The organism is Kamptonema sp. UHCC 0994 (genome assembly GCF_029167235.1).
GTDB lineage: Bacteria > Cyanobacteriota > Cyanobacteriia > Cyanobacteriales > Microcoleaceae > Kamptonema.
Genome location: NZ_JARFTR010000313.1, coordinates 1 through 5,614, shown reverse-complemented (window position 1 = coordinate 5,614; position 5,614 = coordinate 1). Strand labels below are relative to the sequence as shown.

At 46.1% G+C, this 5,614-nt stretch carries 7 protein-coding genes; 3 read left to right on the top strand and 4 right to left on the bottom strand.

The features are described 5' to 3' along the window. Positions 1 to 137: 137 nt before the first annotated feature. Complete coding sequence (locus PY364_RS28725) at positions 138 to 482, top strand: choice-of-anchor Q domain-containing protein (protein ID WP_275571118.1); 345 nt, start codon at positions 138 to 140, stop codon at positions 480 to 482. Positions 483 to 652: 170 nt separating this feature from the next. On the opposite strand, the gene PY364_RS28720 is transcribed toward PY364_RS28725, so the two are convergent. The 4 genes from PY364_RS28720 to apcA form a co-directional block, all read right to left on the bottom strand. After that, positions 653 to 1,864, bottom strand: coding sequence for a putative peptidoglycan glycosyltransferase FtsW (locus PY364_RS28720; RefSeq protein ID WP_275571117.1), 1,212 nt, complete (start codon positions 1,862 to 1,864; stop codon positions 653 to 655). An 88-nt stretch (positions 1,865 to 1,952) separates the two neighbouring features. Next, the gene (locus PY364_RS28715) at positions 1,953 to 2,156 is read right to left on the bottom strand and encodes a phycobilisome linker polypeptide (protein WP_007356911.1); all 204 of its coding nucleotides are present in this window, start codon (positions 2,154 to 2,156) and stop codon (positions 1,953 to 1,955) included. A 373-nt stretch (positions 2,157 to 2,529) separates the two neighbouring features. After that, the gene (apcB, locus tag PY364_RS28710; protein ID WP_019487148.1) at positions 2,530 to 3,015 is read right to left on the bottom strand and encodes an allophycocyanin subunit beta; all 486 of its coding nucleotides are present in this window, start codon (positions 3,013 to 3,015) and stop codon (positions 2,530 to 2,532) included. Between the two features lie 173 nt (positions 3,016 to 3,188). After that, the gene (apcA, locus tag PY364_RS28705) at positions 3,189 to 3,674 is read right to left on the bottom strand and encodes an allophycocyanin subunit alpha (RefSeq protein ID WP_275571116.1); all 486 of its coding nucleotides are present in this window, start codon (positions 3,672 to 3,674) and stop codon (positions 3,189 to 3,191) included. Between the two features lie 750 nt (positions 3,675 to 4,424). Between apcA and PY364_RS28700 the strand changes: the two genes are divergently transcribed. Together PY364_RS28700 and PY364_RS28695 are read left to right on the top strand one after the other, a co-directional pair. Then, positions 4,425 to 4,847 carry a DUF29 family protein gene (locus tag PY364_RS28700; RefSeq protein WP_275571115.1) on the top strand — a complete coding sequence of 141 codons (423 nt, stop codon included), beginning with the start codon at positions 4,425 to 4,427 and terminating at the stop codon, positions 4,845 to 4,847. Between the two features lie 68 nt (positions 4,848 to 4,915). Further along, the gene (locus PY364_RS28695; RefSeq protein ID WP_275571114.1) at positions 4,916 to 5,521 is read left to right on the top strand and encodes a thylakoid membrane photosystem I accumulation factor; all 606 of its coding nucleotides are present in this window, start codon (positions 4,916 to 4,918) and stop codon (positions 5,519 to 5,521) included. Positions 5,522 to 5,614 lie beyond the last annotated feature (93 nt).

Below are 5,614 nucleotides of genomic sequence, written 5' to 3'. Positions count from 1 at the left end.
AGACTCTACAATAGAGCGAGTGAGTAGTGGGTCATTGACTAACCCTTTAAGAATCAAACTTTGGCGGGATTCATCCCCCAAAATTTGTCCTTAAGAATCCCCGTGTCTTTAGACCGGGGAGTGTCAATAACTGCACCTTGGCCAATAACCAAGCGGGATATGAAGCGGGTGGCATTCGTGGCGGGCAAAATGTTCGCCTCACTAACACGATTATCTCCTCAAATACAGCCGCAAATCCTTGGGGGAACAAGCAAAATACCTCCGATCATCGAGGGTTTGTCCCGGAACCAGGGGCCTATTTTGCAGATGGCGGCGGGAATATTGAGTGGCCTGCGATCGAGAATACTTTTAACAATGGCAAAGCTACAGCAGGTTCTCTGGAAGTCGATCCTAATTTGGGCCCCCTTGAAGATAACGGCACAGGAATACTAATTTGTGCTCCTCTCGCTGATAGTCCTGCAATTAATGTTGGGGCAAGTTGATAGGGGGAAGAAAGGGGCTAGGGGCTAGGGGCTAGGGAAGAAGGGAAAGAGAATAAAACAAGACTTACGCTAATGGCTAATAGCTAATTGCTAATTGCTGAAATTGCTAATTACCCATCTTCCCCATCTTCCCCATCCTCCCCATCCTCCCCATCTCCCCCTCTCTTTCCCTAGCCCCTTCTTCCCCTAGTCCCTAATCTCTTGCGTCTCATTTCATCTCTACGCCCATCCAAAGACACAACCTCAGCCTCTGAACTCTCTCTAGCCACCCGAATTAATAAACCCGCTAACAACAAACTTGCCACCATCGAACTACCACCATAACTAAACAGTGGTAGTGGCAAACCCGTAGTCGGTAAAACCCCCGTCGCCACCCCAATATTTAAAAGCGATTGTCCTACCATCACCACCATCACCCCAATCGCCACCAATTGATACTCAATATTACGAGCCTTCAGTGCTACCAACAGCGCCAGCGTCCCATAAGCCGCCAAAAAAAGTAATAGTACCAAACTCCCCGCCAAGCCAAACTCCTCAGCATAAACAGCAAAAATAAAATCGCTATACTGAATCGGCAAATAAAATAACTTTTGCTGCGACATCCCTAAACCAGTACCCCAAAATCCACCAGAACCCACCGCCAATAGACTTTGAATTAACTGATAACCATCCTGCATCGGATCGGCCCAAGGATTCAAAAAAGACATAATTCGGCGGCGCTGATATTCTTTAATACTGATACTTAAAATACCTAAAAATAGCCCTCCTAGAGCCGTTGCGCCCAATTGATAATAAGGCAATCCAGCAGCCATTGCTACTAACCATAAAGTCATCCCACACAAAGCCGTTGTACTCAAATTTGGCTGTAACAAAATACCCAACAACACCAAGCCGAAAATTCCCACCCAAGCCCAGCGGAATTTATAATTAATGCGATGCCAATTACCGAAAATGCGAGCACTTTGTAGCACTAAAAAAGGCTTAATTAACTCAGAAGGTTGAATAATTGGAACTGGGCCTAGAGATATCCAGCGAGTTGCACCATTAACATTAGTTCCCAGTCCCGGAACTAATGTTAACCACAGCAAACCTACCAATAACAAAAAAGCCCACTGAGCTATTTCTAGAATGTAGCGCAAGGAAGTGTGTACGATCGCGTTAAAACCCACTAACCCGATTGCCACCGCGATTAATTGTCGCTTAAAGTAATAAAGTCCATCTCCATAATCAGCATTCGCGCTGGGGTAGGAAGCTGAAAACAGCACCACTAACCCCACAAATAGCCACAGGAAAGTCAGCCACCGCAACACGCGGGCCTCTACAGACCATTCCTGCACGGAGGGGTCGAGAAAGGGAATTAGCTGTCGGATGTCATAAGCCATAGGATTTTAGAATTTAAGGACTAACAACTAATAAAAAAAGAGGCCGAACTCGACCTCCTGCCAATACATTATTGAATCTGCAAAGATTTTACAGCAGACCTGTATTAGCACCCGGTTTACCAGTAGCGAGTTGAACCTTGATAATTTTTCCACCCATTTTCATAATCCGTTGTTGTTCCCGGAACCAGTTGTCATAGGGAACTAGCTTTGTAAAGTAAGTATTTTGCAATTCACGCTGAGTGCGGATGCGAGTTTGGCTGGGAACGCAAGCAGTCACTTTAAACATTCTCATGGTGCAAATTTCTCCTCAGTTGGTTGACCAATTCTTAGATGATTTTTTAAAAGATTGAAGACAGAAAGTCTATCAATTTTCGATTTTTCATGCTAGGATTTTGGATTTTCGATTGGGGATAAACTCCGAGATTCTAAATATTATTGAGAAGCTCAGACAATTCACTAATCTAAAATCTAAAACCATTTGAAGGCAGGGAGTTTAGAGTCAAAGCCAGCTCATTAAAACTAATCAAATCATCGAGATTAGCCTTTCACGGTCTAGCACTCACTCTCAACTTCCCTGACCTCATAGAAAGGTAAAAAGTCAAAAGGCAATAAAGGCGAGTAAGAAATTAAATTCTTCCTTCTTCCTTCTTCCTTCTTCCTTCGCCCTAGCTCAAGCCTGAGCTAATGTAGTCGAAGTAAACGCCCATTTCTTTGCCAGCATCAGCGCCAACTAGACCAGCGGTGACTTCCTTCATGGATTGGATGGCTTGGACGGTTGCGCCGATGGGCACGCCCAAGGAGTTGTAGGTTTCTTTCAAACCGTTGAGCACGCGCTCATCGAGAATGGAAGGATCGCCGGCCAACATAGCGTAGGTGGCGTAGCGGAGGTAGTAATCTAAATCGCGGATGCAAGCTGCATAGCGGCGAGTGGTGTACATATTGCCGCCGGGACGGGTGATGTCAGAGTACAGTAGGGACTTAGCAACTGCTTCTTTGACGATCGTAGCAGCGTTAGAGCTGATAGCGGTCGCGGCGCGGACGCGCAGTTCACCAGAGGAGAAATAACCCTTCAGTTTGTCGAGGGCGCTGCTGTCAAGGTACTTACCTTGAACGTCAGAGGAATTGATAACGGCGGTAATTGCGTCTTGCATGATTGTTTGGTTTCCTTGAAAGTGGCTCAATCAGTCCGAGGAAAGGATTTTTTGATCTTGGATGTCAGGATTTTAGATTTGCTGGTGGCGCGTCAGGTGCAAGAGTTTTTTAGTTTCTTGCTAGCAACCCCCCAATCAAAAATCAAAAATCAAAAATCAAAAATCGAGATGCCTTACTGCATCGCACCGATAACGTAGTCAAAGTAAGAAGAAGCTTCGGAGGCATCGTCACCAGATAGCAGAGAAGAAGCTGCATTCTTCATGGCGCGAACGCCTTCTGCAACGGCTTCGATGGGGGTACCGAGGGACTTGTACATTTCGCGAACGCCGACAATTCCGATCTCTTCGATGGGAGTAATGTCACCAGCGACGATTCCGTAGGTGATCAAGCGCAGGTAATAGTCCAGATCGCGGAGGCAGGTGGCGGTCATTTCTTCGCCATAAGCGTTGCCGCCGGGAGAGACGACATCAGGGCGCTTTTGGAAAAGTTGGTCGCCGGCTTGCTTGACGATGCGCTCGCGGGATTCGGTCAAAATTTGGGCAATCCGAACGCGGCGTTCGCCAGTGGTGACAAAGCCTTTGATCCGATCTAATTCGCCTGGGCTGAGATAACGAGCCTCGGCATCGGCATTCACGATAGATTTGGTGACGATACTCATCTTTTATTTACCCGCTGGATATCCCGTCTTTGTTTTTGAGCGGGAAGGAAGCGAGGCGGGAATTAGCGCTTCCTACTGCTTGTGAAAGGCTCCGCGCTATGAAAGCTTGGAGATTTGACGCTTTTGGAGAGAAACGCTGCCATCAAAGGTTGAAGTTGCTGGTAGCTTAGCCACTTTTTGCGTCGGGGAGACGCTTGTTCGCGATGCTGGTTGTGCCTGCCCGCGTACAAGACTGTCGTTTACAATACCACAGATTGCCTGCATAACCTAAATTTTGTAAGCTAGGCGCAGCTAGGGGGCTGAAGGTTTTGTACAAGAAATTGGTGGGCGGCTAGCAAGGATGTGATTCCTTTGTACTAACTACCTCCCGATAGCATTTTGAGGCATGACGTTCACATTATTAGTCTTGTTGTAATAGTTTGTAACAATCCTTTTCATATTGGGGACCCAAAAAGGGGAAGGGTAAAAAGAGTAATGTGTCAAGGATCGAGTTTCGATCTTTCCTTTTTCAGCCTTGCCAGGTGCTTTTCGCTAAGCATGGCGTAAACTTAAGGTTGTTTCTGCTTTGGCTCAGAATCTCAGAGGTCGCCTACTTTTTGGCCTTGGTAGCGATCGCACACGCAAGCAAAGTCTTCTGCGTAACCAAAGATAGGTTAAGTAATATAAGTTAAGTAATATAGGATTTTCAATTGAGTACGTACAGCCAGCATATTAGCAATTACCAATTACCAATTACCAATTACCAATATCATGGAAGAATTACTTGAACTTAAAGAACTCCTGATAAAAGGTGATATCAAAGGGTCGTTAGCCATCGTTGAAGAACTCGAAGAGATGAGCAAATCCGACATAATTAATAATATTATCAGTTATGCTGTCATTCTCCTGCTACACCTGATTAAACAGCAAGCCGAAAATCGTTCAACTCGATCCTGGGAAGTATCTATTCGCAATTCTGTTTTAAAAATTCAGGGGCTAAATAAGCGTCGTAAAGCAGGAGGAGTTTATTTACCTCCAGAAGAATTGCGCCTATCTCTAGAAGAAGCATATCAGCAAGCTATTAACGAAGCTTCTCTAGAAGTGGAAGCAGGGCGGTACGAAGCTAGAGAGTTAGAACAACTGGTTAACCGAGAGCAAATTCTGGATTTAGCCTTAAATTTAATATTACGTTAGCCCCAAACAGATAAAAATAAAATAGAGGCAAGGGAACTTCGCCCGCTCAGTAACACTAGCAACAACCTATGACTCCTTCTGCGATTCAACGTCTAACCACTACCGCTACTTCCCGCCGCAGTTGGCGATACCGGATCTTGCCCTGTTTGTTAACCCTCGCAGTTGCACTTAGTTGCCTGCTAGCATTCACACCAGCCGCTTTTGCGGGCATCAACGACGATCGCTTTGATGGCAATATCTTCGCTCTCTACGGCGGTAATGGCTCTCTCGTGCCTCCCAGAGTCACCCTTACGGATTCGTTTCAACGCAGCAAACCCGCCTTGCTGGTGTTCTATTTGGATGACAGCAGCGATTGCAAGCAATATGCCACCGTAGTCTCTAACCTCCAGCAATACTATGGCCGCGCCGCTGACTTTATCCCCGTGAGTGTTGATTCTCTTCCTGCGAAACCTTTAGACTCGCTTACAGAACCAAGCCACTACTACGAAGGCATTGTCCCTCAAACGGTGTTACTAAATCAGTCTGGGAAAGTTGCTTTCAACATCAAGGGAGCCGTCGCCTTCGAGAAGGTAGACGATGCTTTCCGAGAAGTCTTTAACTTGCTTCCCCGTACTGAGTCTGTCGAGCTCAAACGGCGAATAGTCAATGAATTCAACACTGAGTTGTCGAAATAAAGTCAGGACTTACAGCATACGTAACGCCGCCTTCTAGGCGGTAAAGATACCGCCTAGAAGGCGGCGTTACGTAAGTCATGTTTACAGTGAAAT